Source organism: Burkholderia sp. BC1 (assembly GCF_052683555.1).
Map to the genome: position 1 here is coordinate 1 of NZ_JBQYLP010000014.1, position 24,992 is coordinate 24,992.

Below are 24,992 nucleotides of genomic sequence, written 5' to 3' on the forward strand. Positions count from 1 at the left end.
CTTCCGTGTAATTACTCAACCCGCCTTGAACACGGAAATCCTGACACCCCCTCGGGGCCACGCGAGTGACCATGGCACCGGGAAGTCTTGCGTTTTCACAGCGCCTTTCTTTTGGTTACTTTTCTTTGGCAAGACAAAGAAAAGTAACCGCCGCCCCGCGCAGGGGCGACGCTAATAGACCGACACGATCCCAGGTGCTTCACGCCCAACGCAGGCGGACCACCCAAACCGCCAAAAAACCGCCCCAAAAATACGAACAAACCCGCACCCCCAAAGCCCGAGAGGGCAAAATACCCCGCACTATCCGCTTCCGATAGAACCCGTCGCAATTCCGCAAGACGCTTGCGTCACCCTTACCTAAACTTGATCCTGTTGAACCCTCTTACGAAACCGAAAGGAACGACCATGACGACCCCGACCGTGAACCGCCAGACTTTCGACGAAGTGATGGTGCCGGTGTTTTCCCCCGCCCCGTTCGTGCCGGATCGCGCGGAGGGCTCGCGCGTGTGGGACACCGACGGCCGCGAATACATCGACTTCGCCTGCGGGATCGCGGTCACGTCGCTCGGCCACGGCCATCCTGAACTGCTGAAGGTGCTCGACGAGCAAAGCCGCAAGCTCTGGCACATCGGCAACGGCTACACGAACGAGCCGGTCCTGCGCCTCGCGAAGCGCCTCGAATCGCTGACGTTCGCCGATCGCGCATTCTTCGCGAACTCGGGCGCGGAAGCGAACGAAGCCGCACTGAAGCTCGCGCGCCGCGTCGCGTTCGATCGCCACGGCGCCGACAAATTCGAAATCATCTCGTTCGTGCAGTCGTTCCACGGCCGCACGTTCTTCACGGTCAGCGTCGGCGGCCAGCCGAAATACTCGGAAGGCTTCGGCCCCGTGCCGGCCGGCATCAAGCATCTGCCGTACAACGACATCGAAGCCGCCAAAGCTGCGATCGGCCCGCAAACCTGCGCCGTGATCGTCGAGCCCGTGCAGGGCGAAGGCGGCGTGATCCCGGCCGATCCGGCCTTCCTCAAGGCGCTGCGCGAAGCGTGCGACGCCAACGACGCACTGCTGATCTTCGACGAAGTGCAAACGGGCGTCGGCCGCACGGGCCAGTTCTACGCGTACATGGACACGGGCGTCACGCCCGACATCCTGACGACCGCGAAAGCGCTCGGCAACGGTTTCCCGATCGGCGCGATGCTGACGACGAACGCGCTCGCCGCGCACTTCAAGGTCGGCGTGCACGGCACGACCTACGGCGGCAACCCGCTCGCCTCGGCCATCGCCGACAAGGTCGTCGAACTGATCGGCGAGCCGGCCCTGCTCGAAGGCGTGCGCGAACGCAGCGTGCGCCTGAAAGGCGCGCTCGAACGCATCAACGCACGCTTCGGCATCTTCAAGGACGTGCGCGGCAAAGGCCTGCTCGTCGGCGCCGAACTCACGGCCGCGTTCGAAGGCCGCGCCAAGGACTTCGTGAACGCCGCCGCCGAACAAGGCCTCATCATGCTGATCGCGGGCCCGAACGTGCTGCGCTTCGTGCCGTCGCTCGTGATTCCGTTCGATCTGCTCGACGAAGGCGTGAAGCGCTTCGAGAAGGCCGTCGAGCAAGTGCTCGCGACGCAGGAAGCCACCGCGCGCTGATCCCGCGCGCCCACCGCAGAACAGGAACGACGATGCTATTTGTTCGCCCCGGCAAACTCACGGATCTCGATGCGCTCGCGCACATGGCGCGCACCGCGCAGCCGGTCCTGCACTCGCTGCCGCACGATCGCGCGGCGCTCGAAGCGCGCGTCGCGCTCTCCGAGGACTCGTTTCGCGCGGACGTCGATTTCGCCGGCGAAGAGTTCTATCTGTTCGTGCTCGAGGATTCGACAACCGGCAAGCTGCTCGGCACGGCGAGCATCGTGGCGGCCGCCGGCTACTCGGAGCCGTTCTACGCGTTTCGCAACGACGCACTGATCCACGCGTCGCGCGAGCTGCACGTGAACCGCAAGATCCACGCGCTGACGATGTCGCACGAACTGACCGGCAAGAGCCGCCTGGCCGGCTTCTACGTCGATCCGTCGCTGCGCGGCGACGCGGCCGCGCACCTGATCTCGCGTGCGCGCATGATGTACATCGCCGCGAATCGCCGGCGCTTCACGCCGGAAGTGTTCACGCTGCTGCTCGGCGTCAGCGACGAGAACGGCGCGTCGCCGTTCTGGGAAGCGGTGGGCCGCAAGTTCTTCGGCCGCGATTTCACCGACGTCGACATCGCGTCGGGCGGCCGCAGCCGCACGTTCATCGCGGAAGTGATGCCCGCGTATCCGCTCTACGTGCCGCTGCTGCCGGAAGCCGCGCAGCGCGTGCTCGGCGAGCCGAACGAAAGCGCACTGCTCGCGTACGACATCCATCTCGAGGAAGGCTTCGAGCCCGACCGCTTCGTCGACATCTTCGACGCGGGCCCGGTGCTCACCGCGCAGGTCGACCGCACCGCGTGCGTGCGGCACGGCAGCGAGCGCATCGTGCGCGAAGCGGCGCGCGAGCAGGGCGACGTCGCGTACATGGTGTCGTCGGGCAGCGGCGAGTCGTTCCGCTGCGTGCTCGCGGACCTGCCGGCCGACGCCGCACATGCGCCGCTGTCGGGCGACGTGCGCGCGGCGCTCGATGTGAAGGATGGCGATGTCGTGCGCTGCGTGCCGCTGCATCGCCGCGACGATGAAGAGATGAAGGGGGACGCAGCATGATCGTCGTTCGGGTCGTACAAACGGGCGACGTCGACGCGCTCGTGTCGCTCGCGCAGGAAACCGGGCCGGGGCTGACCACGTTCAAGCCCGACCGCGACGCGCTGGCCGCGCGCATCGAGCGCTCGCGCCGCACGCTGGCCGGCCAGGCCGCACCGGCCGAAGCCGGCTACTTCTTCGTGATGGAAGACTCGCAGACGGGCGACATCGCGGGCGTGTGCGGGATCGAGTCGCAGGTCGGGCTCGAGCAGCCGTTCTACAACTACCGCGTGAGCACCGTCGTGCACGCGAGCCAGGAGCTCGGCGTGTGGACGCGCATGTCGGCGCTGAACATCTCGCACGACCTCACGGGCTACGCGGAAGTGTGCTCGCTGTTCCTGAGCCCGCGCTATCGGACGGGCGGCGTCGGCGGGCTGCTGTCGCGCTCGCGCTTCATGTTCATCGCGCAGTTCCGCGACCGCTTTCCGGAGCGCATCTGCGCCGAACTGCGCGGCCACTTCGACGAGGACGGCACGTCGCCGTTCTGGCGCGCGGTCGGTTCGCATTTCTATCAGATCGATTTCAATGCGGCCGACTACCTGAGCTCGCACGGCCGCAAGTCGTTCCTCGCGGAACTGATGCCGCGCTATCCGGTGTACGTCGACCTGCTGCCGCAGGACGCGCAGGACGCGGTCGGCCTCACGCATCGCGACACGCTGCCCGCCCGCAAGATGCTCGAAGCGGAAGGGCTGCGCTATCAGAACCACGTCGACATCTTCGACGCGGGCCCCGTGCTCGAATGCCACATCAACGACCTGCGCACGGTGCGCGAGAGCGTCGTCGTGCCGGTCGCGATCGGCGTGCCGAACGCGGGCGACGATGCGCAGGAGGGCCACGCGCCGAAATCGCTCGTGTCGAACACGTCGCTCGCCGACTTCCGCGTCGGTGTCGCACCGGGCATCGCCGCGAACGGCGCGTTCGTGCTGTCCGCCGACGATGCCGCCGCGCTGCGCGTGAAGGCCGGCGATCCGGTGCGCGTGCTGCCGCTCAAAGCCAAACAGGGATAAACGAATCATGACGGAACTCTTCATCGACGGCGCCTGGGTCGCCGGCTCGGGCCCCGCGTTCGCTTCGCGCAATCCGGGCACCGACGACATCGCGTGGCAGGGCGCGAGCGCGTCCGCCGCGGACGTCGATCGCGCGGTCATGAGCGCGCGCCGCGCGTTCGCCGACTGGTCGGCGCTCGATTTCGAATCGCGCTGCGCGATCGCGAAGCGCTTCGCGGCGCTGCTCAACGAACGCAAGGAAGCGCTCGCCGCCGCGATCGGCCGCGAGACCGGCAAGCCGCTCTGGGAAGCGCGCACCGAAGTCGCAGCGATGGCCGCGAAGGTCGGCATCTCGATCCAGGCCTATCAGGAACGCACGGGCGAGAAGCGCCAGGACATGGCCGACGGCGTTGCCGTGCTGCGCCATCGTCCGCACGGCGTCGTCGCGGTGTTCGGCCCGTACAACTTCCCCGGCCACTTGCCGAACGGCCATATCGTGCCGGCGCTGATCGCGGGCAACACGGTCGTGTTCAAGCCGTCCGAGCTCGCGCCGGGCGTCGCGCAGGCAACCGTCGAAGTCTGGAAGGACGCGGGCCTGCCGGCCGGCGTGCTGAATCTCGTACAGGGCGAGAAGGACACGGGCATCGCGCTCGCGAATCACCGGCAGATCGACGGCCTGTTCTTCACCGGCAGCTCGGACACCGGCACGCTGCTGCACAAGCAGTTCGGCGGCCGTCCGGAGATCGTGCTCGCGCTCGAGATGGGCGGCAACAACCCGCTCGTGATCGGTGAAGTCGAGGACATCGACGCGGCCGTGCATCACACGATCCAGTCCGCGTTCCTGTCGGCCGGCCAGCGCTGCACGTGCGCGCGCCGCATCTTCGTGCCGCAGGGCGCGTTCGGCGACCGCTTCCTCGCGCGCTTCGTCGACGTCACGTCGAAGATCACGGCCGACGTGTTCGACGCCGATCCGCAGCCGTTCATGGGCGCGGTGATCTCGGCACGCGCGGCCGCGAAGCTCGTCGACGCACAGTCGCGCCTGATCGAGCAGGGCGCGCAGCCGATCATCGCGATGAAGCAGCGCGATCCGCGGCTCGGCTTCGTGAACGCGGCGATCGTCGACGTGACGAACGTCGCGAACCTGCCCGACGAAGAGCACTTCGGCCCGCTCGCGCAGATCGTCCGCTATGCGGATTTCGACGAAGCGATCGCACGCGCGAACGACACCGCGTTCGGGCTGTCGGCCGGCCTGCTCGCCGACGACGCGCGCGCCTGGGAGCACTTCCGCCGCACGATTCGCGCGGGGATCGTCAACTGGAACCGGCCGACCAACGGCGCATCGTCGGCCGCGCCGTTCGGCGGCACGGGCCGCTCGGGCAACCACCGTCCGAGCGCGTACTACGCGGCCGACTACTGCGCGTATCCGATGGCGTCGGTGGAAAGCGCGCAACTGACTCTGCCCGCGAGCTTGTCGCCGGGCCTGCACTTCTGATCGAGGGAACGACGATGAACGCACAAGAAGCCAATTTCGACGGACTCGTCGGCCCGACCCACAACTACGCCGGGCTGTCGTTCGGCAACGTGGCGTCGCTGAACAACGAGAAATCCGTCGCGAATCCGAAGGCGGCCGCGAAGCAGGGGCTGCGCAAGATGAAGCAGCTCGCCGATCTCGGCTTTGCACAGGGCGTGCTGCCGCCGCAGGAGCGGCCGTCGCTGCGCCTGCTGCGCGAGCTCGGTTTCTCCGGCAAGGACGCCGACGTGATCGCGAAAGCCGCGAAGCAGGCGCCGGAGCTGCTCGCCGCCGCGAGCTCGGCCTCGGCGATGTGGACCGCGAACGCGGCCACCGTCAGCCCGTCCGCGGATACCGCCGACGGCCGCGTGCACTTCACGCCGGCGAACCTGTGCAGCAAGCTGCATCGCGCGATCGAGCACGAAGCGACGCGCCGTACGCTGTCGACGCTGTTCGCCGATCGCGCGCACTTCGCGGTGCACGATGCGCTGACGGGCACACCCGCGCTCGGCGACGAAGGCGCGGCGAACCACACGCGCTTTTGCGCGGAATACGGCAAGCCGGGCGTCGAGTTCTTCGTGTACGGCCGCTCCGAATACCGTCGCGGGCCGGAGCCGAAGCGCTACCCGGCGCGTCAGACGTTCGAGGCGAGCCGCGCGGTCGCGCAGCGTCACGGGCTCGCGGAAGAGGCGACCGTCTATGCGCAGCAGGATCCGGACGTGATCGACGCGGGCGTGTTCCACAACGACGTGATCTCGGTCGGCAACCGCGACACGCTGTTCACGCACGAGCGCGCGTTCGTCAACAAGCAGGCGATCTACGACACGCTGACGGCCGCGCTCGACGCGCGCGGCGCACGCCTGAACGTGATCGAGGTGCCCGACGCGGCCGTGAGCGTCAACGACGCGGTCACGTCGTATCTGTTCAACAGCCAGCTGCTGTCGCGCGCGGACGGCTCGCAGGTGCTCGTCGTGCCGCAGGAATGCCGCGAGAACGCGAACGTCGCCGCCTATCTCGACCACTTGGCGGCCGGCAACGGCCCGATCCGCGACGTCCTGGTGTTCGACCTGCGCGAGAGCATGAAGAACGGCGGCGGTCCCGCGTGCCTGCGTCTGCGCGTCGTGCTGACCGACGCGGAACGTGCGGCCGTCACGTCGAACGTATGGATCGACGACACGCTGTTCACGGCGCTCGACGCGTGGATCGAGAAGCACTACCGCGATCGCCTCGCGCCGGACGACCTCGCCGATCCGGCGCTGCTCGTCGAATCGCGCACGGCGCTCGACGAGCTCACGCAGATCCTGCGCGTCGGGTCGCTGTATGACTTCCAGCGCTGAGGCCCGCATCGCCGCCGACGCGCTGCTCGGCGACTTCCTTGCCGCGACGCTCGCCGGCCGCGTGCCGGACGCGCACGACGGCATGTGCGCCGGCGGCGCGGTGCGCTGGCACTGGCTCGGCGACGGGCTGCTCGCGTTCGAACCGGCGGCGAGCGACGCGGCGCGTGCGAGCGTGCTCGTGTCGGCCGGCGTGCACGGCGACGAGACCGCGCCGATCGAGCTGTTGTCGATGCTCGTGCGCGACGTCGGCACGGGCGCGCTGCCGCTCGCGTGCCGGCTGCTCGTCGTGCTCGGCAACGTACCGGCGATGCGCGCGGGCGAGCGCTATCTCGACGACGACCTGAACCGGCTGTTCAGCGGCCGGCACGCCCAGTTGCCGGCGAGCCGCGAGGCGCCGCGCGCCGCGCAGCTCGAGGCGGCCGCGCGCACGTTCTTCGCCGGCTCGCCCGAGCAGGGCGCACGCTGGCACATCGACATGCATACGGCGATCCGCGCCTCGGTCTTCGAGCAGTTTGCGCTGCTGCCGCATACGGGCACGCCGCCGTCGCGCGCGATGGTCGAATGGCTCGGCGACGCACGCATCGCAGCCGTGCTGCTGCACACCGCGAAGGGCAATACGTATTCGCACTTCACGGCCGAACACTGCGGCGCACTGGCGTGCACGCTCGAACTCGGCAAGGTGCGCCCGTTCGGGCAGAACGATCTCGCGCGCTTCGCGCCGGCCGACCGCGCGGTGCGCCGGCTCGTGTCGGGCGCGCCGCGCGACGCCGACGCGCCGCTGCCGCGCGTGTTCACGGTGATCGACCAGATCACGAAACAGAGCGACGCGCTCGAGCTGTTCGTCGCACCCGACGTCGCGAACTTCACCGCGTTCGCGCGCGGCACGGTGCTCGCGCAGGACGGCGATTACCGCTACACGGTGCGGCACGACGAGGAACGCATCGTGTTTCCGAATCCGTCGGTGAAGCCCGGCCTGCGCGCGGGGCTGCTCGTCGTCGATACGACGCGCGACACGCTGGCCGCGCTCGTCTGACGGGCCGGCCGGCGCCGCGCCGGCACCGCAGGCTTGCCTGTTTGCGACATCGTCTTGCGCGTTTCGTGCGCCTGCGTCGGGGCGCCGCGCGCGCGATGCAGCACGGCCGCTTTGCGGCGCGGGCCGCGCGGATTGGTACAATCGCGGCCTTGCGGCTGTTGCGCCGCATCACGGCGCGTCGTCGCGGTTGCCGTCGTCATCCGGCCCTGCAATGATGCATGCGCCCGTAGTTCCGGAACATTCGAGTATCGAGGAGAACACCTGATGAAGTTGGATTGGCGTAAAGTGGCCGCGCACGCGGTAGTGGCGGCATCGGCGGTAGCGGCAGGCAGCGCGTTTGCGGCGGATCTGAAGGAGATCCGGTTCGGCGTCGAAGCCTCGTATGCGCCGTTCGAATACAAGACGCCCGACGGCAAGCTGACCGGCTTCGACATCGACATCGGCAACGCCGTGTGCGCGAAGCTGAAGGCGAAGTGCGTGTGGGTCGAGAACGACTTCGACGGCCTGATCCCCGCGCTGCAGGCGCGCAAGTTCGACGCGATCAACTCGGACATGACGATCACCGATCAGCGCAAGCACGCGATCGCCTTCACCGATCCGATCTACACGATCCCGAACCAGCTGATCGCGAAGCAGGGCAGCGGCCTGCAGCCGACGCCGCAATCGCTGAAGGGCAAGCGCGTCGGCGTGCTGCAGGGCACGATCCAGGAAGCGTACGCGAAGAAGAAGTGGGCGCCGGCCGGCGTCGAAGTCGTGCCGTACCAGACGCAGGATCTCGCCTACGCCGACCTGAAGTCGGGCCGTCTCGACGCGACGTTCCAGGATTCGGAAGCGGGCGCGAAGGGCTTCCTGTCGAAGCCGCAAGGCCAGGGCTTCGCATTCGCGGGCGGCACCGTCAGCGATGCCGAGATTCTCGGCTCGGGCGTCGGCTTCGGCCTGCGCAAGAACGACGCGACGCTGAAGACCGCGCTCGATCAGGCGCTGAAGGAACTGAAGGCCGACGGCACGATCGACTCGCTCGCGAAGAAGTACTTCAGCGTGCCCGTCACGCTCAAGTAAGCGCGTTTCGATTCCGTCGCTTTTCGCCAGCCGGCCGCACGATGCGGCCGGTTTGCTTTTGGGCCGCCGCTACGCGGGGAAGAACCGGCTCAGCTCGCGCGCAAGCTCGTTGAGCACGCTCATCTCCTGCTGCGTGATCTTGCGCGCGGGCTGCGCGCCGGCCCAGTCGCCGTACAGCAGCGCGACCGTCGAACCGCCGGCGCGCACCGGCAGCAGCACGAACGAATGCGTGTCGTCGAACGCGTCGAGATACCACGCGGGCAGCCGGCGCAGCATCTTCGGCTCCTGCGCGTGCTCGATGAAGATGCCGACCGAATTCGTGATCGCGAGATGGAACACGTCTGGCTCGAAGCGTTCGTCGAAGCGCAGCCGGTCGAGCACGGCGTCGACGTCGGGACCGAAGCCGAGACGCGCGGCGAACGTGCCGTCGTCGTGCCGCACGAACATCACGGTGCGCGTGAACGCGAGACCCGCGAGCAGGCTTTCGGATGCGAGCGCGAGCACCGGCGTCAGCACGTGCTCGGACGGCAGCGCGCGCAGATCGGCGAGGCCCGCTTCGAGGCACGCTTCCGGCTCCGCCTGCGCGCGCGCGATCGCATCCGCATTCGCGCGCAGTTCGACGATCTCGCGCATCACGGTGTCGCTCGCTTCCTCGCGTGCGAGTTGCTCGGCAATCTCGACGAGCGCGCCGGACGGCATGTCGAGGATCGGCGCATAGTGCTGCGCGAGCGTGCCGATGCGCGCGTCGCGCTGCGGGCCTTCCGGCATCGCGAGCGTGCTCGCGACGTCGGTCGAGCAGCGGCTCACCGCGCGCAGCCATTGCGCATGCTCGTCGTCCGCGTCGCTGCCGGCGAGGGCCGTGTCGTCGGTGTCGCGATCGTCGTCGCGCGATTCGTCGTCGCCCGCGTGATCGTCGTTCGCCATGCCCGCGCAGATCATGTCGGGCAGGCGCCAGCGCGCGGCGGCCTCGAGGCCGATCTCGTCGAAGCCGACGCCGAGCACGTCGATGCACGCGGCCGTTTCGTCGCCGTGCAGCTCGGCCGCCCGGCGCCGAATGCGGTCCCATTCCTGATCGAGATAGCAGACCACGAGCAGCTTGCCGACCTGGCGCATCAGCGTGCAGACGACCGCTTCCTCGCCCGCGCGCAGCTCGACGTGTTCGGTCAGCTTGCGCGCCACGCAGCCGGACAGCAGCGCGCGGTTCAGTTCGAGCTTCGCGTCGATGCGGCGCGGCGTGCTCTGATGGAAGTGATCGACGAGCTTCAGCCCGACGACGAGATGGCCGACCGCGTCCATCCCGAGCACCATCAGCGCGCGCGTGACGGTCGTGATGTTGCCGCCGAACGCCATGTACATCGCGGAGTTCGCGAGCCGCAGCACCTTCTGCGTCAATGCGAAATCCGACAGCACGACGCGCACGAGCGCCGTGAAGTCGAGATCGTCGTTCTTCATCGCGGCCATCGTCGTGCGCAGCGACTCCGACAGCAGCGGGAAGTCGCCGCGTTCGTTCATCCGCGCCCACAGCTTGTCGAGCAGCGCGGTCGGGGCCAGGCGTTCGGTAATTGACATACGATCCGTCCGGCCCGTCAGGCCGCCGCGTGCAGGTGCAGCTGCTGCGCCGCGAAGCGGCGCGCGAGCTCCTCGGACGGCAGCGCCTGACAGACGAGCCAGCCCTGGATGTGGTTGCAGCCCATTTCGGTCAGCAGGGCGCGCTGCGCTTCGGTCTCGACGCCTTCGGCGACGAGTTCGAGCTCGAGCGTCTGCGCGAGCCCGACGACCGCCGACACGATCGCGCGATCGTTGCGTGAGGTCAGCAGGTTCTCGACGAAGCTGCGGTCGATCTTCAGCTTCGCGAGCGGGAAGCGCTGCAGATAGGCGAGGCTCGAATAGCCGGTGCCGAAATCGTCGATCGCGAAGCGGATGCCGAGCTCGGTCAGCTCCTCGAGCAGCCCCTTCGCATGCGCGGGATCGTGCATCAGCAGGCTTTCGGTGATCTCGAGCACGATGCGCCGCGGATCGATGCCGGTCAGCGCGATCGCATCGCGCACGCTTTGCGTGAAGCGCGGATCGCGGAACTGCTGCGGCGACACGTTGACCGCGACGTATTGCAGCGCGAGCCCCTGCCGATCCCACGCGACGAGCTGCATGCAGGCGGCCTTCAGCACCCAGTTGCCGAGATAGTTGATGAGTCCGATCGATTCGGCGAGCGGAATGAACGTCGCCGGCGGCACGAGCCCGTGAACGGGATGGCGCCAGCGGATCAGCGCCTCGACGCCGACCACCGCGCCCGACTGGCTGCGCGTGATCGGCTGGAAATGCAGCGAGAATTCGCCGTTGCGCACGCCGTCGTACAGATCGGCCTCGAGCTTCAGCCGTTCGGCGTCGGCCGGATCGTCGACGGGTGCATGGAACGCGAGCGCATTGCCGCCCGACGCCTTCGCCTGCGCGAGCGCGTGATCGGCGCGGCGCAGCAACGGACTGTGGTGCTGCGCGCGATGCGGCGCCGCGCGCTCGTCCGGATACAGCGCGATGCCGATGCTTGCCGAAAGATGCACCGGTTGCCCGTGGTACGTGTACGGCTCGCGCACCGCGGCCTGCAGCCGGCGCGCGAGCGCGTCCGCCGCGTCGCACGCGCGCGTGCGGTCCGGCGCGGCGAGCACGACGGCGAACTTGTCGCTCGCGACGCGCGCGAGCAGTTCGTCGGGCGCGACGAGCGTGCGCAGCCGCCGGGCGGTTTCGCGCAGCAGCGCGTCGCCCGCGTCGTAGCCGAGCGCGCGGTTGATCCGCTGGTAATCGTCGAGATCGAGCAGCAGCAGCGCCGCGCACGTGCCTTCGTCGTCGGCCGTCTGCTGCGCGCGGATCAGCGCGGGCACGAGCGCCGACAGGTTGTCGAGCCCCGTCATCGGATCGTGATGCATTTCGTACGTGAGCCGCGCCTCGAGCGCGCGCCACGACGAGATGTCGAACGCGGCGATCGCGAAGCCTTCGACGCCGTGGTGGCGGCTCTTCACGGCGCGCAGCTCGACGTCGAGCGGGTAGGTCAGCGACTTCACGATGCTCATCGTCGCCTTCTCGACTTGCCCCGAGCGCGCGGCGCGCGCAAGCAGGTCTTCGAGCGCCGCGGTATCCTGTTCGGCGATCAGGTCGCGCAGCGTCAGCGTGTGCAGATAGTCGCGGTGATAGCCGATGAAGCGCAGGCTCGCTTCCGACACGTAGAGGAAGCGCAGCTCGCGATCGACGTGGGCGAGGAAATCGACCGTGCCGACCGTCTGTTCCAGCCAGTTGCGCACGGTATCGTCGCGACGCGGGGCGCCGGCGCGCGCAGGCATCAGCGCGCCGCCCGACCAGGCGAAGCGGCGCAGCGTATGCAATGCGCTGCGCCAGGGGCCCTTGCGCGGCGTCTGTTTCCTGTTGGCTTCCATGTTTCTCGCTGACGTGAAGGGCTGGAACCGGTTGTCCGGGAGGAATAACGGCAGACTGCGAGGAATCTTTAACGGACCGGCCGGCGCGCTGCGCGGGCCGGGCGGGCGCCAGGTTCGGCAAGCGAACGCGGGCGCATGCTGCAACGAGGCTGACTTTATAAGAAATGAGGACGCAGATGAAGCGAAAACTATTGCTGGGCGCCGTTGCGGCGGCGTTGGTGGCCGGTCTTGCACCGATCGCGCAGGCGCAGTTGAAGCCGGGCGACGCGGCGCCCGATTTTACGGCGCCCGCATCGCTGGGCGGCAAGACTTACACGTACTCGCTCGCCGATGCGCTGAAGCAGGGCCCGGTCGTGCTGTATTTCTACCCGGCCGCGTTTACGAAGGGCTGCACGATCGAGGCGCACGCGTTCGCCGAGGCGGTCGACCGCTACAAGGCGTACGGCGCGACCGTGATCGGCGTGTCGGCCGACAACATCGATACGCTGACGAAGTTCTCGGTCAGCGAGTGCCGCAGCAAGTTCCCGGTCGCGGCCGATCCGGACGCGAAGATCATCCGCGAATACGATGCGAAGCTGCCCGCGCTCGATCGCGCGAACCGCGTGTCGTACGTGATTTCGCCGGAAGGGAAGGTGCTGTACGAATACACGAGCCTGTCGCCCGACAAGCACGTCGAAAACACGCTCGCCGCCGTGAAGGCGTGGGCCGACGCGCATCCGAAACGCTGACGGGCCGGCCAAAGAGAACGGCCCGCGCGAGCGGGCCGCATCGTGCTGCGGGGCCCTGGCGGCGCAGCGCGTGTGGTGTGGGTAGTCCGGCGCCGCCGCTCGCGCGTTACGCGCGCAGCGCCTGTTCGATCGGCACGCTGCCGCCGACGAAGCCGATAACCTTTCGCGAGATGCCAAGCTTGATCGCCTCGATCGCGGCCCATGCAACGTCCTGCCGCGACACGGGCGGCGCGGGCTCGACGCGCTCCTCGGTCAGCGCGATCTTGCCGACGCCCGGGCCGTCCGACAGCGGGCCCGGACGCAGGATCACGTAGTCGACGCCGGACGCGATCACGCGCTCGTCGCCTTCGCGCTTCATCTGCGAGTAGTGGCGCAGCGCGTCGGGGCTGCGCTCGGGCCAGTACGCGGTCAGCGAGCTGATCACGACGAGCTTCTGGACGTTGTAGGCGAGCGCATACTCGGCCGCGCGCGCGACGGCGTCGCGATCGATCTGCTGCTCTTCGGTGGCGCCTTCCGATTCGGCCGAGCCGGCCGCATAGATCACGTGCGCGATGCCCTGGAACGCCGACGAGAAATCGGTCGTGAGATCGGCCTCGACGACCCTCGCGCCCGGCAGCGTATAACCCGGCCGGCGCACCAGCGCGGTGAGCTCGAATTCCGGCTGCTTGAGCAGCAGATCCGCGCAGGCGCGGCCCGTGCGGCCGGTCGCGCCGATCAGCAGTACCTTCGTCGTCATGAAACGGCTCCTTGCTCGATGCGTCATCCTTCCAGTTAGGGACGGACGACCGATACTCAAGTGTATGTCGAATTGGCCGGGCGGCGGCGCGTCAAAAAGGGGCGCATCCACGGCGGCCCGGCGGTTGCACCTATCCGGAGCATACCGGGCGACGCGGCGCGACGACGGTGTGTCGCCGCACACAGTGCGGCTGCCGCGCGGAATGCGGGCGGCACGCCGCCGACCGGCTATCATGTGCGCCACGCATTTCCTGCCGCTACGCATATCAACGCGTCGGCCAACCGGTTGGAGTACACATGGCATTACCCCTGGACAACGTGAGCATGGCCGTGTTCTGCGACTTCGAGAACGTCGCGCTCGGCGTACGCGACGCGAAGTACGAGAAATTCGACATCAAGCCCGTGCTCGAAAAGCTGCTGCTGAAGGGCAGCATCGTCGTGAAGAAGGCCTATTGCGACTGGGATCGCTACAAGGGCTTCAAGGCGGCCATGCACGAGGCGAGCTTCGAGCTGATCGAGATTCCGCACGTGCGCCAGTCGGGCAAGAATTCGGCCGACATCCGGCTCGTCGTCGACGCGCTCGACCTCTGCTACACGAAATCGCATGTCGATACGTTCGTGATCGTCAGCGGCGACTCGGATTTTTCGCCGCTCGTGTCGAAACTGCGCGAGAACGCGAAGAAGGTGATCGGCGTCGGCGTGAAGAAGTCGACGTCCGACCTGCTGGTCGCGAACTGCGATGAGTTCATCTTCTACGACGATCTCGTGCGCGAACAGCAGCGCGCGCTCGCCAAGCGCGAACAGCAGCGTGCGGGCAACGGCGGCGCGAAGCGCGCGGACGAGCCGTCGCGCAAGCCGGAGATGGAGGCGCGCAAGGCCGAGGCGATCGCGCTCGCGGTCGAGACGTTCGAGGCGCTTGCGTCCGAGCGCGACGACGTCGGCAAGATCTGGGCGTCCGTGCTGAAGAGCGCGATCAAGCGCCGCAAGCCCGATTTCAACGAGTCGTACTACGGCTTCCGCGCGTTCGGCAACCTGCTCGACGAAGCGCAGGCGCGCGGGCTGCTCGAGGTCGGCCGCGACGACAAGTCGGGCGCGTTCGTGTCGCGGCCGCGTCAGTCGGCTGCGGCCGAGCCGGTTGCCGCGCGCGATACGGGCAGCGCGCACGCGGGGCATGGCGCGCGTTACGCGGAAGCCGGGCCGCTCGAACACGCGTCGCGCCGTCGCGGCGCGCACGGCGAGCCGGCGGCGGACGGCATGGCCGTCGACACGGACGAAGCGGGCGCGGTCGACGTCGCCGCGAGCGAACCGGTGCCCGCACCGGTCGACGCGGTGGAATCGAACGAAACGGCGCAGGCGGGCGCGACGCACGGCGACGCGAAGGACGGCCGCAAGCGCGCACGCAAGAGCGCGGCGAAGAAGGCCGGCGCGAAGAAGAGCGACGATGCGGCGAGCGCCGGCCGGTCCGCGGCGAAGCGGGACGCTGCAGCGCAGCGCGGCGACGAACACGCGGACGAGCGCCACGTCGAAGCCCCGCCTCGCGAGCCGGAGCAGGGCGACGCACGGCACGCCGCGCCGCAGCACGCGGCGCCGGCGGCCGATGCATTCGCGGCGGCCGATGCGGCCGCGCTGCCGTCGCCCGACGCGATGCCGGCCGGCGAACCGGCCGCCGAAGCGAGCGCCGCCGAAGCGAAGCCGAAGAAGGCGCCCCGCAAGACGGCCACGCGTGCGCGCCGTCCGCGCAAGACGACGCCCGCCGCCGAGTAACGGCGGCCGTACGCGGGCGGCTCGGTCCGCTACCGGACGGCCGCGCGTGCGCAGTCAGCTCGGCCGGCGCCATGCCGGCCGATGCGTTTCGTCAGCCGTTCAGCGCGTACGGCTGCGTCATCACTTCGAGAAAGTGACCGTCCGGATCGTCGAAATACACGCCGCGCCCGCCGTTGTGGCGGTAGACCTCGCCTGGCTGCCGCTTCGCGGGATCGGCCCAGTGCGGCAGCCCGCGCTCGCGGATGCGCGCGTACACGCGATCGAAGTCCGCTTCGTCGACGAGAAACGCGTAGTGCTGCGACGCGATCTCGCCCGGCTGCTGATAGAAGTCGAGCGACACGCCGTTGTCGAGCGCGACGACGAGCATCGGGCCGAACGGCGTCGGCGGCGGCAGGTCCAGCAGTTCGGTGAGAAAGCGGCTCGACGCGTGCGCGTCGCGGCACCAGACGATGGTGTGATTCAACTGGACGTTCATGACGGATTCCCGGCGAGGGCCATGCACAGACGATAGCCGATCGCGGCCGCGGTGCAAGCGGCACGCGCCGCCGCCGTTGCGCAGCGTCGGTCGATACGATCTGGACGATCGGCTACTTTTTCGGGAGCAAAGGTCATTGGCGCGGTTTTTTACGCCGCCAAGAATCCCTGTCAAGCGATCGCGGCCATCCGCCGGATGGCGAACGGCGACGCGCAACAGGGAGACAGACCATGCGCTTCATGCTGAACGGCCAGCCGTTCGATTTCGACGGCGATCCCGACACGCCGCTGCTGTGGGTCGTGCGCGACGCGGCCGGCTTGACGGGCACCAAATACGGTTGCGGGATCGGCGCGTGCGGCGCCTGCACCGTGCATCTGGACGGCGAAGCCGCGCGCTCGTGCGTGCTGCCGGTCGCCGGCGTCGCAGGCCGCTCGGTGACGACGATCGAGGGGCTGTCGCACGATCGCTCGCATCCGGTGCAGCGCGCGTGGATCGAGAAGGACGTGCCGCAGTGCGGCTATTGCCAGTCGGGGATGGTGATGGCGACGGCCGCGCTGCTCGCGCGCCACCGCAAGCCGACCGACGCGCAAATCGACGCGGCCGTCACGAACCTGTGCCGCTGCGCGACCTATCAACGCATCCGCGAGGCGATCCATGTCGCGGCCGGCTGACGCAGTGCGCGCGCGGGTCGTGCCGAGCGCGTCGCGGCGCGTATTCCTGAAAGGCGGCGTCGCGCTCGCGGGCAGCCTGCTGCTGCCGCTCGCGATTGGCGACGTCGTGCATGCGGCCGGCGACGGCGCGCGCTTTCGCGAGATCAACGACTGGGTGCGCGTCGATGCCGACGGCCGCACGATCATCGGCCTGTCGCAGGCGGAAGTCGGGCAGGGCGTCTACACGGGGCTGCCGCAGGTGCTCGCCGACGAGATGGATGCCGAGTGGCGCAGCGTGACGATCGAGTTCGTCACGGGGCGCGACGCGTACCGGATCGACGCCGCGAACGAGGCGCCGCAGCAGTTCGTCGGCGCGTCGATGTCGGCGACGATGTTCTATACGCGGCTGCGCATCGCGGGCGCGCAGGCGCGCTCGGCGTTCCTGCGGGCCGGCGCCGCGCGGCTCGGCGTGCGCGACACGCAGTGCGTGACGCGCGACGGCCGCGTCGTCCATCCGCCGAGCGGCCGGTCGCTGTCGTACGGCGCGCTCGTCGACGACGCGGCGAAGCTGCCGCACGACCCGCAGCCGAAGCTGAAGCCGGCCTCCGCGCACACGCTGATCGGCCGTCCGCTGCACAAGCTCGACGTGCCGGCGAAGGTCGACGGCAGCGCGATCTTCGGCATCGACGTGCGGGTGCCCGGCATGCTGGTCGGCGCGCTCGCGATGGCGCCGACGCTGAACGGCCGGCCGAGCGCCGTGCACAACCGCGACGCGCTGCGTGCGATGCCCGGCGTCGTGGACGTCGTGCTCGCGAAGGACGCCGTGATCGTCGTCGCGCAGAGCTACTGGCAGGCGAAGAAGGCGTGCGACGCGGCGGACATCGCCTGGGACGCGGGCACGACGCCGCCGTTCGACAGCGCGACGATCCTCGCGCAGCGCAAGGGCGCGCTGCAGGCGCCGCACGCGGTCGTCGCGACGCATATCGGCGAACCCGCGCGCCGGCTCGCCGAGGCCGGCACCGTCGTCGAAGCCGATTACCACACGCCGTACATCGTCCACGCGACGATGGAGCCCGTCAACGCGACCGTGCATGTGCGCGCCGACGAGATCGAGGTGTGGGGGCCGATCCAGGGGCAGGACAAGGTGCGCTGGACGCTGTCGTCGCTGTTCGGCGTGCCGGCCGGGAAGGTGATCGTCAACACGACGTTCCTTGGCGGCAGCTTCGGCCGCAAGTACGTGCCCGATTTCGTCGTGCATGCGGCCGTCGCGTCGAAGGCGATCGGCCGGCCGGTCAAGGTGATCCGCTCGCGCGAGGACGATATCCGTCACGGCTTCTATCGGCCGTGCGCGTCGGCGCGCCTGCGCGCGGCGCTCGGCAGCGACGGGCTGCCGGTCGCGCTGCATGCGCGCGTCGCCGGCCATTCGCTGTACGCGGCGATCAAGCGCGACCGCTACGACAAGGCGGGCGGCTGGGACGAGACGATGCTCGACGGCCTGTACGACCTTTGCTACGACGTGCCGAACCTGCTCGTCGATTCGGTCACGGTGATGCAGCCGATTCCGGTCAGCTTCATGCGCAGCGTCGGCAGCACCTCGTCGGTGTTCTTCCTCGAAAGCTTCGTGAACGAACTCGCGCATACGGTGCGGGCCGACCCCGTGCGCTACCGGCGCGCGCTGCTCAAGCACGACGCGCTCGCGCTGCGCGTGCTCGACGCGACGGCCGCGCGCGCGAACTGGTTCGGCCGCGCGCCGGCCGGCGTGTCGCGCGGCGTCGCGTACTCGCTCTACACCGGCCGCGGCGGCGCATTCAGCACCTACGTCGCGACGATCGCGGAGGTGCGCGTGACGGGCGGCAGCGTCAAGCTCGAGCGGATCGTCTGCGGCATCGACTGCGGCCGTGCGATCAATCCGCTGCTGATTCGCGAGATGGTCGAAGGCGGCGTCGGCTTCGCGCTGACCAATACGTTTCGCAGCGAGATCACGTTCGAGCACGGCGCGGTCGTGCAGCGCAATTTCGCGGACTACCCGCTGCTCGGGCTGGCCGCGATGCCGAGGATCGAAGTCGTGATCGTCGACAGCGACCGCGATCCGCAAGGCTGCGGCGAAGTCGCGTTGCCGCCGGTCGCGCCGGCGGTGGCCGATGCGATCTGGCGCGCGACCGGCCAGCGACCGCGCTCGATGCCGTTCGACACGCCGCTCGCGACCTGAACGGGCGCCGCGCGTTTCCCCACCGGCCGGCATCGCCGGCCTTCATAAGCACAACGACACGACAGGTCTGGAGACTTCGATGAAAACCTTCCGCACGGCCGCGACGGCCGTCTCGTTCGCCGCAGCCGCGGTGTCGCCGGGCGCGCATGCGCAAAGCAGCGTCACGCTGTACGGCATCGTCGACACCGGCGTGCAGTACTACAACAATGCGGCGGGCGGCGGCTCGGTCGCCGGCATGCCGGCGCTGACCGGTGAGGTGCCGTCGCGCTTCGGCCTGCGCGGCGTCGAGGATCTCGGCGGCGGCTATCGGACCTTCTTCGTGCTCGAAAACGGCTTCGCGATGAATTCGGGTGCGCTCAACTACGGCGGCCGGCTGTTCGGGCGGCAGGCCAACCTCGGCATCGAATCGCCGTACGGCACGCTGACGCTCGGGCGGCAGATGAACATGTCGATGCTCGTGCTGCTCAATGCCGACGTGATCGGCCCGTCGATCCATTCGATGGCGAGCTTCGACAGCTATCTGCCGAACGCGCGCAGCGACAATGCGGTCGGCTATCTCGGCCGCTTCGGCGGCCTGACGCTCGGCGGCACCTACAGCACGGGCCGCGACGGCGCGGGGCCGGCCGGCCCGTCGGCCACGAACTGCGCGGGCAACGTGCCGGGCGACCCGGTCGCATGCCGGCAGTACACGATGATGGTCGCGTACGACGCGCCGCAGTTCGGCGCGGCCGCCTCGTACGACGTGATGCATGGCGGCACCGGCGCGTCGGCGCCGCTGTCGAGCCCCGGCTATACCGACACGCGCACGATCGTCGACGCGTACGTGAAATTCGGCATCGCGAAACTCGGCGCGGGCTGGATTCGCCGCAACACGGCAGCCGCGGCCCACAGCCAGTCGGATCTCTTCTTCGCGGGCGGCACGCTGTACGCGACGCCGGCGCTATCATTCGACGCGCAGGCCCTGCGCTATCTGCTGCGCGGCCGCTTCGACTCGAACCTATTCGTGGCGCGCGCGAACTACAGCCTGTCGAAGCGGACGATGGTCTATGCGTCGGCCGGCTACATGATGAACAGCGCGCTCGGCACGTCGGCGGTGGCGGCCGGCGGCACGGTCGGCGCCGGCCAGAACCAGGTCGGCGTGATGGCCGGCATTCAGCAGCGCTTCTAGCCGGCCGCGCGCACCACGGAGACCCGACGATGACGATCGACCTTCTCAGCGACGTGCTGACCGACCTGCGGGCCGATGCGGTCGTCACGGGGCGCTTCACGCTCAGTGCGCCGTGGGCGATCCGCAAGCCGGCCGTCGCCGGCGCGCCGTTTCGCACCTGCGCCGGCAGCCCGTTCTATCTGTCGGTTGCGGGGGCTGCGCCGGTGCACGTCGAGCCGGGCGACTTCGTCCTGCTGCCGCACGGCGACGAGCACGTGATGGCGTCGTCGCTCGACGAGCCGCCCGTGCCGTTCGACACGCTGATGGCGGACAAGGGCATCCGGCCGCGCTTCGATACGCCGCTCGAATTCGCCGCGGGCGGCGGCGGGGCGACGAGCGAGCTCTATACGGGCATCGTCGTGTATCGCGACATCGTGCGCAGCCCGCTGTTCTCCGTGTTGCCGACGCTGATCCACGTGCGTGCGCACGACGCGGCCGTCGCGCCGTGGCTCGCGAGCACGCTGCAGAGCTTCATCGAGGAATCGATGGCCTGTCAGCCGGGCTGGGCCGTCGCCGCGACGCGCCTCGCCGACGTATTGTTCGTGCAGCTGCTGCGCGCGCACCTGCAGTCGTCGGCGAATCACACGGGCTGGCTGCGCGGCCTGACCGATCCGCAGATCGGCCGCGCGATGGCGCTGATGCACAGCGACCCGCGCCGCAACTGGCAGCTCGCGAGTCTCGCGGCCGAGGCCGGCATGTCGCGCTCGCGGTTCTGCGCGCGCTTCGCCGAGCTGGTCGGCGAGACGCCGATCGGCCATCTGACCGCGTACCGCATGTATCTGGCGAGCGGCGAGCTCGCGCAGGGCAGGCTGCGGCTGATCGAGATTGCGGAGCGCGTCGGCTACACATCGGAGAAGGCGTTCGCGCGCGCGTTTCATCGCTGGTCGGGGATGGCGCCGCGCCGCTACGCACGCAATGCACAGGATCTGTATGACCTTGCCCGGCAACGATGACGACGTCGCGCGCTATCGCGTGCCGGCGCTCGCGCGCGGGCTCGCGATCGTCGAAGCGGTGGCGGCCGCGCACGGCGGCGCGAGCGGCGCGGCACTGGCAGCGCGCCTCGGCGCGCCGCGCAACTCGGTCGCGCGACTGCTGAAAACGCTGGTTCGACAGGGCTTTCTCGTCGTCGACGCGTATGGCCGCTATCGGCCGGGGCCGGCGAGCGCACGGATCGCGGCCGCGTATCTCGGCGCGCAAGCGCCGGTCGCGCAGGCGCAGCCGGTGCTCGACGCGCTATGTGCGCGCAGCGGGCTGGCCGCCCAGCTGCTCGGCCGCGACGGCGCGGAAGCCGTCGTGCTCGCGCAGGCGGTGCCCGCCGATGCGGCGTGCGTGGTCACGCGCGTCGGCGCACGGTTCGCCGGGCTGGCGGCGCAGCCGGACGAGACAGGTAAGGAATGCGATCGGCGCGATGCAACCGAACGCGGCGCGCCGCCGGTCTGGCGACTCGGGCTGCAGGGCGAGTCGCGGCGTGCGCCGGGCGTCGTGGCAATGCCGGTGGATGCGCGCGGCGCGCTGGCGATCGGCGTCGCGCTCGGTGCGCCGGACGATGCGCGATGGCAGCAGGTGCCCGCGCTGATCGCCGACGCAGCACGACAGCTGTCGCGCACGCTGGCCGCGGCGGCCGATCGCTGACTGCGGCGTGCGGCGTGCGGCGTGCGGCGCGCCTGCGCCGGCCGCGCACGGCGCTTTATACCGCTTCACACCGCGCTTCACACCGCGCTTCGACGCCGAGCCGGGCGCCGGCGTCGGCCGGTGCGCGCGACGACGGTCGACGCAGCGTGCGCGCTCGTCCCGTGCGCCGTGCGCGCTTATTCGCCTGCTACCGCCGGCCCGCCCGAATTCCCGCGGCGGTTGCGCCGCTTCTCGCCCCACACGCGCAGGCGGTCCATGTACAGATAGACGACCGGCGTCGTATAGAGCGTCAGCACCTGCGACATGATCAGGCCGCCGGCGATCGCGATCCCGAGCGGCGCGCGCAGCTCGGCGCCGTCCGCGCTGCCGAACGCGAGCGGCAGCGCGCCGAGCAGCGCGGCCATCGTCGTCATCATGATCGGCCGGAAGCGCAGCAGACACGCCTCGCGGATCGCGTCGAACGACGACTTGCCGTGGTTGCGCGTCTGATCGATCGCGAAGTCGACCATCATGATCGCGTTCTTCTTCACGATGCCGATCAGCAGGATCACGCCGATCAGCGCGATGATGCTGAACTCGGTCTTGAACAGCAGCAGCGCGAGCAGGGCGCCGACGCCGGCCGACGGCAGCGTCGACAGGATCGTGATCGGATGGATGTAGCTCTCGTACAGGATCCCGAGCACGATGTAGACGGCGAGCAGCGCGGCGAGGATCAGGATCGGCTGATCGTTCATCGACTGCTGAAACGCCTGCGCGGTGCCCTGGAAGCTGCCGACGATCGTCGGCGGTACGCCGATCTGCGCCATCGTCTGGTAGATGACCTGCGTGGCCTGCGACAGCGACACGCCGGGCGGCAGGTTGAACGAGATCGTCGTCGCGACGAACAGCCCCTGATGATTGACCGACAGCGGCGTCGTGCTCGGCCCGAAGGTCGCGATCGCCGACAGCGGAATCATCGTGGACTTCGAGGTCGACACCGCGGCGCCCGCCGACGCGCTCGACTTGCCGCTCGACGCGATCGAGTTCAGCGCCTGGTTGCGCGCGGAATCGGACGCGATCGCGGCGGCGCTCGTGGCGGCCGTGCCGGCGCTCGACGTGCCGGCCGCCGTCGCGACGAACGTGCCGGCTGCCGCGTTGGTCGTCTGCGAGCCGCTCGCGCTGCCGCCCGACGTGCTGATCCACACCTGCTTCAGCATCTCGGGGCTCTGCCAGTATTTCGGCGCGACTTCCATCACGACGTGGTACTGGTTCAGCGGGTTGTAGATCGTCGAGACCTGCCGCTGGCCGAACGCGTCGTACAGCGTGTTGTCGATCTGCGCGGGCTTGATGCCGAGGCGCGCGGCGGTGGCGCGGTCGATCGTCACCATCGCCTCGAGGCCGCCTTGCTGCTGGTCCGAGTTCACGTCGGTCAGCTCGGGACGCTTCTGCAGCGCCTCGGTCAGAATCGGCCCCCACTTGTACAGCTCCGCGCTCGAATCGCCGAGCAGCGTGAACTGGTATTGCGCATTGCTCTGCCGGCCGCCGACGCGGATGTCCTGCGCGGCCTGCAGGAACGTGCTCGCACCCGCAACGCGCGACAGCGGCCCGCGCAGCTGCTGGATCACCTGATCGGCCGATACCTTGCGCTCGCTGCGGTCCTTCAGCGTGACGAACATGAAGCCCGAGTTGGTCTGCGTGCCGCCCGTGAAGCCCGCCGCGCTCTTCACGTTCGGGTTGCTCTGCACGATGCGCATCATCTCGGTGAACTTCTGCTTCATCGCCTGGAACGAGGTCGCCTGGTCCGCGCGGATCCCGCCGATCATCAGGCCCGTGTCCTGCTGCGGGAAGAAGCCTTTCGGCACGATCACGTAGAGATAGACGTTGAGCCCGATCGTCGCGAACAGGATCAGCAGGATCAGCAGCGGCCGGCTCAGCGCCCACGACAGCGAGCGCTCGTAGCCGCGCTGCATCCGCGCGAAGCAGCGTTCGAGAAAGCGCGCGAAGCGGCCTTCTTCGCGCGCCTCGTGCCGCTCCGGCAGCAGGCGCGCGCACATCATCGGCGTGACGGTCAGCGAGACCGCGAGCGACACCGCGATCGCGAGCGACAGCGTCAGCGCGAATTCGCGGAACAGGCGCCCGACGATGCCGCCCATCAGCAGGATCGGCAGGAACACGGCGACGAGCGAGATGCTCATCGACAGCACCGTGAAGCCGACTTCGCGCGCGCCGTCGAATGCGGCCTGCAGCCGCGGCTTGCCGTTCTCGATGTGGCGCGCGATGTTCTCGAGCACGACGATCGCATCGTCGACGACGAAGCCGGTCGCAACGATCAGCGCCATCAGCGACAGGTTGTCGATCGAGAAGCCGAGCAGGTACATCGCGCCGAACGTGCCGATGATCGAGATCGGCACCGCGACGCTCGGGATCAGCGTCGCGCGCCAGTTGCGCAGGAACAGGAACACGACCATCACCACGAGGCTCACCGCGATCAGCAGCGTGTGCTCGGTGTCCTTCAGCGAGGCGCGGATCGTCGTCGAGCGGTCGAGCACGGGCGTCACCGTGATATCGGCCGGCAGCGATGCGGTCAGCTGCGGCAGCGCGGCGCGCACGCGATCGATCGTGTCGATGATGTTCGCGCCCGGCGACCGGTACAGGATCACGAGCACCGCGCGCTTGCCGTTCGACAGCCCGAGGTTGCGCAGATCCTCGACCGAGTCGACGACCTCCGACAGGTCGGACAGCCGCACGCCCGCGCCGTTGCGGTACGCGACGACGAGATCGCGATACTGCGACGCCTGCGATGCCTGATCGTTCGTGTAGAGCTGGTAGTGCTGCGGCCCGAACTCGATCGCGCCTTTCGGGCTGTTCGCGTTCGCGGATGCGAGCGCCGCGCGCACGTCTTCGAGCCCGATGCCGTAGTGGAACAGCGCCTGCGGCTCGAGCTCGACGCGCACGGCCGGATTCGCGGAGCCGCTGACGGTGACCTGGCCGATCCCGTCGATCTGCGACAGCGACTGCTGCAGCACCGTCGAGGCCGCGTCGTACAAGCGCGCCGGCGACGCGGTGTCGGACGTCAGCGACACGATCATGATCGGCGAGTCGGCCGGGTTCACCTTCCGGTAGGTCGGGTTGCTTTTCAGCGCGGCGGGCAGGTCGGCGCGTGCCGCGTTGATCGCCGCCTGCACGTCGCGCGCGGCGCCGTCGATGTCGCGGTTCAGCCCGAACTGCAGGATGATCCGCGCGTTGCCGACGGTGCTGGTCGACGTCATTTCGGTGACGTCGGCGATCGATCCGAGGTGCCGCTCGAGCGGGCTCGTCACGCTGGTCGCGACGGTCTCGGGGCTCGCACCCGGCAGCGACGCCTGCACGGAGATCGTCGGGAAGTCGACCTGCGGCAGCGGCGACACCGGCAGCTTGACGAACGCGAACAGCCCCGCGAGCGCGACGCCGAGCGCGAGCAGCGTGGTCGCGACGGGACGCGTGATGAAAGGGCGCGACAGGTTCATG

At 69.1% G+C, this 24,992-nt stretch carries 19 protein-coding genes; 14 read left to right on the forward strand and 5 right to left on the reverse strand.

Annotated features, from left to right (window positions below):
• The first annotated feature begins 405 nt into the window (after window positions 1-405).
• From ACSHSS_RS09370 to ACSHSS_RS09400, 7 genes are all read left to right on the forward strand, one after another.
• A complete protein-coding gene (locus tag ACSHSS_RS09370; RefSeq protein ID WP_039224999.1) occupies window positions 406-1,638 on the forward strand; it encodes an aspartate aminotransferase family protein in 1,233 nt (410 codons plus the stop codon).
• 32 nt (window positions 1,639-1,670) lie between these two features.
• Entirely contained in the window at window positions 1,671-2,723 is a 1,053-nt protein-coding gene (gene aruF, locus ACSHSS_RS09375; protein ID WP_060044030.1) for an arginine/ornithine succinyltransferase subunit alpha, read from the forward strand.
• Window positions 2,720-3,766 carry an arginine N-succinyltransferase gene (astA, locus tag ACSHSS_RS09380; RefSeq protein ID WP_105840644.1) on the forward strand — a complete coding sequence of 349 codons (1,047 nt, stop codon included), beginning with the start codon at window positions 2,720-2,722 and terminating at the stop codon, window positions 3,764-3,766. The genes aruF and astA overlap by 4 nt, the downstream gene beginning before the upstream one ends.
• Before the next feature lie 7 nt (window positions 3,767-3,773).
• Window positions 3,774-5,237 carry a succinylglutamate-semialdehyde dehydrogenase gene (astD, locus tag ACSHSS_RS09385; protein ID WP_006414091.1) on the forward strand — a complete coding sequence of 488 codons (1,464 nt, stop codon included), beginning with the start codon at window positions 3,774-3,776 and terminating at the stop codon, window positions 5,235-5,237.
• A gap of 14 nt (window positions 5,238-5,251) precedes the next feature.
• Window positions 5,252-6,592 carry an N-succinylarginine dihydrolase gene (astB, locus tag ACSHSS_RS09390; RefSeq protein WP_006414095.1) on the forward strand — a complete coding sequence of 447 codons (1,341 nt, stop codon included), beginning with the start codon at window positions 5,252-5,254 and terminating at the stop codon, window positions 6,590-6,592.
• Window positions 6,576-7,625 (forward strand): succinylglutamate desuccinylase, encoded by a 1,050-nt coding sequence (gene astE / locus ACSHSS_RS09395; protein ID WP_445544861.1) that lies wholly within the window; start codon window positions 6,576-6,578, stop codon window positions 7,623-7,625. Before astB ends, astE begins: the two co-directional genes overlap by 17 nt.
• A 264-nt stretch (window positions 7,626-7,889) precedes the next feature.
• On the forward strand, window positions 7,890-8,684 hold the full coding sequence (locus tag ACSHSS_RS09400; RefSeq protein ID WP_217262844.1) for an ABC transporter substrate-binding protein: 795 nt from the start codon (window positions 7,890-7,892) through the stop codon (window positions 8,682-8,684).
• 69 nt (window positions 8,685-8,753) lie between these two features.
• Here the strand turns inward: ACSHSS_RS09400 and ACSHSS_RS09405 are convergent, their stop codons facing one another.
• Complete coding sequence (locus tag ACSHSS_RS09405; protein ID WP_217262843.1) at window positions 8,754-10,253, reverse strand: HDOD domain-containing protein; 1,500 nt, start codon at window positions 10,251-10,253, stop codon at window positions 8,754-8,756.
• 17 nt (window positions 10,254-10,270) lie between these two features.
• Window positions 10,271-12,013, reverse strand: a complete 1,743-nt coding sequence (gene cdpA, locus ACSHSS_RS09410) for a cyclic di-GMP phosphodiesterase CdpA (RefSeq protein WP_193788453.1) — start codon at window positions 12,011-12,013, stop codon at window positions 10,271-10,273.
• Window positions 12,014-12,282: 269 nt separating this feature from the next.
• Here cdpA and ACSHSS_RS09415 point away from each other — a divergent pair, with 269 nt between their 5' ends.
• On the forward strand, window positions 12,283-12,834 hold the full coding sequence (locus ACSHSS_RS09415; RefSeq protein WP_006407547.1) for a peroxiredoxin: 552 nt from the start codon (window positions 12,283-12,285) through the stop codon (window positions 12,832-12,834).
• Between the two features lie 106 nt (window positions 12,835-12,940).
• On the opposite strand, the gene ACSHSS_RS09420 is transcribed toward ACSHSS_RS09415, so the two are convergent.
• A complete protein-coding gene (locus ACSHSS_RS09420) occupies window positions 12,941-13,570 on the reverse strand; it encodes an SDR family oxidoreductase (protein ID WP_006401197.1) in 630 nt (209 codons plus the stop codon).
• 296 nt (window positions 13,571-13,866) lie between these two features.
• On the opposite strand from ACSHSS_RS09420, the gene ACSHSS_RS09425 reads away from it, so the two are divergent.
• Window positions 13,867-15,333, forward strand: a complete 1,467-nt coding sequence (locus tag ACSHSS_RS09425; RefSeq protein WP_445544862.1) for an NYN domain-containing protein — start codon at window positions 13,867-13,869, stop codon at window positions 15,331-15,333.
• 91 nt (window positions 15,334-15,424) lie between these two features.
• Here ACSHSS_RS09425 and ACSHSS_RS09430 read toward each other — a convergent pair whose 3' ends face one another.
• Window positions 15,425-15,808 (reverse strand): VOC family protein, encoded by a 384-nt coding sequence (locus ACSHSS_RS09430; RefSeq protein WP_105840637.1) that lies wholly within the window; start codon window positions 15,806-15,808, stop codon window positions 15,425-15,427.
• Between the two features lie 230 nt (window positions 15,809-16,038).
• Here ACSHSS_RS09430 and ACSHSS_RS09435 point away from each other — a divergent pair, with 230 nt between their 5' ends.
• The 5 genes from ACSHSS_RS09435 (at window position 16,039) to ACSHSS_RS09455 (ending at window position 21,506) form a co-directional block, all read left to right on the forward strand.
• Window positions 16,039-16,479 (forward strand): (2Fe-2S)-binding protein, encoded by a 441-nt coding sequence (locus tag ACSHSS_RS09435; protein WP_006414034.1) that lies wholly within the window; start codon window positions 16,039-16,041, stop codon window positions 16,477-16,479.
• Window positions 16,463-18,667: a molybdopterin cofactor-binding domain-containing protein gene (locus ACSHSS_RS09440; RefSeq protein WP_445544863.1), complete on the forward strand. Its 2,205-nt coding sequence runs from the start codon at window positions 16,463-16,465 to the stop codon at window positions 18,665-18,667. Before ACSHSS_RS09435 ends, ACSHSS_RS09440 begins: the two co-directional genes overlap by 17 nt.
• Before the next feature lie 79 nt (window positions 18,668-18,746).
• The gene (locus ACSHSS_RS09445; protein ID WP_445544864.1) at window positions 18,747-19,835 is read left to right on the forward strand and encodes a porin; all 1,089 of its coding nucleotides are present in this window, start codon (window positions 18,747-18,749) and stop codon (window positions 19,833-19,835) included.
• Between the two features lie 29 nt (window positions 19,836-19,864).
• Window positions 19,865-20,827: an AraC family transcriptional regulator gene (locus ACSHSS_RS09450; protein ID WP_105837663.1), complete on the forward strand. Its 963-nt coding sequence runs from the start codon at window positions 19,865-19,867 to the stop codon at window positions 20,825-20,827.
• The gene (locus tag ACSHSS_RS09455) at window positions 20,805-21,506 is read left to right on the forward strand and encodes a helix-turn-helix domain-containing protein (RefSeq protein ID WP_445544865.1); all 702 of its coding nucleotides are present in this window, start codon (window positions 20,805-20,807) and stop codon (window positions 21,504-21,506) included. The genes ACSHSS_RS09450 and ACSHSS_RS09455 overlap by 23 nt, the downstream gene beginning before the upstream one ends.
• Window positions 21,507-21,682: 176 nt before the next feature.
• Here ACSHSS_RS09455 and ACSHSS_RS09460 read toward each other — a convergent pair whose 3' ends face one another.
• Window positions 21,683-24,991, reverse strand: a complete 3,309-nt coding sequence (locus ACSHSS_RS09460; protein WP_012213748.1) for an efflux RND transporter permease subunit — start codon at window positions 24,989-24,991, stop codon at window positions 21,683-21,685.
• Window position 24,992 lies beyond the last annotated feature (1 nt).

Bases quoted from the DNA above. Each gene is read 5' to 3' on its own strand.
- ACSHSS_RS09370 (WP_039224999.1), top strand. From the start codon at position 406: ATGACGACCCCGACCGTGAACCGCCAGACTTTCGACGAAGTGATGGTG.
- aruF (WP_060044030.1), top strand. From the start codon at position 1,671: ATGCTATTTGTTCGCCCCGGCAAACTCACGGATCTCGATGCGCTCGCG.
- astA (WP_105840644.1), top strand. From the start codon at position 2,720: ATGATCGTCGTTCGGGTCGTACAAACGGGCGACGTCGACGCGCTCGTG.
- astD (WP_006414091.1), top strand. From the start codon at position 3,774: ATGACGGAACTCTTCATCGACGGCGCCTGGGTCGCCGGCTCGGGCCCC.
- astB (WP_006414095.1), top strand. From the start codon at position 5,252: ATGAACGCACAAGAAGCCAATTTCGACGGACTCGTCGGCCCGACCCAC.
- astE (WP_445544861.1), top strand. From the start codon at position 6,576: ATGACTTCCAGCGCTGAGGCCCGCATCGCCGCCGACGCGCTGCTCGGC.
- ACSHSS_RS09400 (WP_217262844.1), top strand. From the start codon at position 7,890: ATGAAGTTGGATTGGCGTAAAGTGGCCGCGCACGCGGTAGTGGCGGCA.
- ACSHSS_RS09405 (WP_217262843.1), bottom strand. From the start codon at position 10,253: ATGTCAATTACCGAACGCCTGGCCCCGACCGCGCTGCTCGACAAGCTG.
- cdpA (WP_193788453.1), bottom strand. From the start codon at position 12,013: ATGCCTGCGCGCGCCGGCGCCCCGCGTCGCGACGATACCGTGCGCAAC.
- ACSHSS_RS09415 (WP_006407547.1), top strand. From the start codon at position 12,283: ATGAAGCGAAAACTATTGCTGGGCGCCGTTGCGGCGGCGTTGGTGGCC.
- ACSHSS_RS09420 (WP_006401197.1), bottom strand. From the start codon at position 13,570: ATGACGACGAAGGTACTGCTGATCGGCGCGACCGGCCGCACGGGCCGC.
- ACSHSS_RS09425 (WP_445544862.1), top strand. From the start codon at position 13,867: ATGGCATTACCCCTGGACAACGTGAGCATGGCCGTGTTCTGCGACTTC.
- ACSHSS_RS09430 (WP_105840637.1), bottom strand. From the start codon at position 15,808: ATGAACGTCCAGTTGAATCACACCATCGTCTGGTGCCGCGACGCGCAC.
- ACSHSS_RS09435 (WP_006414034.1), top strand. From the start codon at position 16,039: ATGCGCTTCATGCTGAACGGCCAGCCGTTCGATTTCGACGGCGATCCC.
- ACSHSS_RS09440 (WP_445544863.1), top strand. From the start codon at position 16,463: ATGTCGCGGCCGGCTGACGCAGTGCGCGCGCGGGTCGTGCCGAGCGCG.
- ACSHSS_RS09445 (WP_445544864.1), top strand. From the start codon at position 18,747: ATGAAAACCTTCCGCACGGCCGCGACGGCCGTCTCGTTCGCCGCAGCC.
- ACSHSS_RS09450 (WP_105837663.1), top strand. From the start codon at position 19,865: ATGACGATCGACCTTCTCAGCGACGTGCTGACCGACCTGCGGGCCGAT.
- ACSHSS_RS09455 (WP_445544865.1), top strand. From the start codon at position 20,805: ATGACCTTGCCCGGCAACGATGACGACGTCGCGCGCTATCGCGTGCCG.
- ACSHSS_RS09460 (WP_012213748.1), bottom strand. From the start codon at position 24,991: ATGAACCTGTCGCGCCCTTTCATCACGCGTCCCGTCGCGACCACGCTG.